The 1,949-nt window shown below is 57.0% G+C and carries 2 protein-coding genes; both read left to right on the top strand.

Annotated elements, in window-relative coordinates:
• Window positions 1-108 precede the first annotated feature (108 nt).
• Entirely contained in the window at window positions 109-483 is a 375-nt protein-coding gene (locus Q363_RS31455; RefSeq protein ID WP_211256465.1) for a DUF6788 family protein, read from the top strand.
• 136 nt (window positions 484-619) lie between these two features.
• Window positions 620-1,949 (top strand): recombinase family protein (locus Q363_RS31450; RefSeq protein ID WP_035358682.1); only part of this gene is annotated, 1,330 nt, incomplete at its 3' end.

Here is a 1,949-nt window from a genome sequence, read left to right as displayed (position 1 = left end):
TTTAGCTTACCGCCTTGTCGGCTCAGGGCAGAATCGCTTTTCGAATTGGTTACTCTCTTGGAACACCTGACAGGCAAGGAGGAAAAATGTTGACAAGGATTTCTTTAATTGCATTACTATCAGACCAGTTATATACATGGTCTGATGAATATTCAGAAAGAACCCGCTGCCGCACTACGAAAGCGCCGCAACGCTCTTGTGCGCCAGTTGCCGCCGCTGAAATCGATCTTGCGAGGTTCCCTCATCGAGCGTTACAAACGGTGCGGCAAGCCGGGATGCAAGTGCGCCGACGGTCCCGGACATGGGCCGAAGTACTATCTGTCGGTAAGCTATCCCGGCCAGCGGCCGCAAATGGATTACGTGCCACAGGATGCTTACGGCCAAACAGCGGAGTACCTCGCCAACTATCACCGGAGCCGCGAGATTCTGGAAACGATCTGCGAGATCAACCGCGAACTTCTGCGTCGCCGCGAGGCGCTCTAGAGAGGCACTATGAGCGAGTCACCCGCCGCCGTCCCCGTCCCGATCGATGTGGAATTGGGCGGCGCGTTTCTCGCCAATATGCTCGCAGCCTGGATCGACGGCAACCGAGAGAGCGTGTCTTCTTTGGAGGCTGCCGATGAATACCGCGATCAGCGAGCAACACCTGAGCAAGACCGCGTATGTGTATGTGCGTCAGTCGACGCTGGCGCAGGTCCGTCACCATCAGGAGAGCACCGAGCGCCAGTATGCACTGCGGAAGAAGGCCCTGGAGTTGGGCTGGAGCGATCCGTCAGTTCAGATTCTGGACCGGGATCTAGGCAAGTCAGGAGCACAGATAACGGGCCGGGAGGATTTCAAGACACTGGTAGCGGAAGTCTCGATGGGACAGGTGGGCGCAGTGTTTGCGCTGGAGGTCTCGCGACTGGCGCGATCGAATTTAGACTGGCATCGCTTGCTGGAGTTGTGTGCACTGACCGATACACTGGTGATCGACGAAGATGGCTGCTACAACCCGGCCGATTTCAACGATGGCCTTCTTTTGGGCTTAAAGGGGACTATGGCGCAGGCAGAACTTCATTGGTTGCGCGGGCGCCTCCTTGGTGGCAAGCTCAATAAAGCAAGAAAAGGGGAGCTGCGTTTCCCTCTTCCAGTGGGGCTTTGCTACGACGAGGAAGGCCGGATCGTATTGGACCCCGATGAGGAAGTGCAGGGAGCCGTGGCGCTGGTATTTCGTCTCTTTCGCGAGACAGGTACTGCATTCGCCGTGATGCAGCAATTTGGGAAAAGCACATTACGCTTTCCCAAGCGATCCTACGGTGGCGCATGGAATGGCAAGCTGATATGGGGCCACTTGACGCACAGTCGAGTGTTGAACATCCTCAAAAATCCCTCGTACGCCGGCATGTACGTCTTTGGCCGTTATCAGTATCGCCGTCAGATCAGCCCCGCCGGTGAGGTGCATAAAAAGTCGTGCGCTGTTCCTATGGCGGACTGGCGTGTGAGTTTGCAAGAGCACCATGAAGGGTACATCAGTTGGGAGGAGTACCTGAAGAACCAGGAGCGGCTGGAGAAGAATCGCACCAATGACGAGGAAATGATGCTGAGCGGCGCAGCACGCGAGGGTCTGGCCTTACTTCAAGGGCTACTGGTGTGTGGCCACTGTGGCCGAGCGCTCACCGTCCGCTACACCGGCAATGGCGGTGTTTACCCCTGCTATCAGTGCACCTGGTTAAAGCGCGAGGGACGGACAAACAAATGCTGTATGAATTTCCGTTGCGACTTACTCGATACCGCCATCGTCGCGGAAGTTCTGCAGGCCTTGCAGCCGACCGAACTCAAGTTGGCGCTGGCCGCACTCGAGGAGTTAGAGGCGCGGGATCACACCGTTGGACGCCAGTGGCAGATGCGGCTCGAGCGCGCCGAGTATGAAGCGGAGCTGGCCGAAAGGCGATATCAGGAAGTCGATC

The organism is Edaphobacter aggregans DSM 19364 (assembly GCF_000745965.1).
Lineage (GTDB): Bacteria > Acidobacteriota > Terriglobia > Terriglobales > Acidobacteriaceae > Edaphobacter > Edaphobacter aggregans.
Note: the sequence above shows the minus strand (reverse complement) of the source record. Positions and strands in the feature narration are given on the sequence as shown.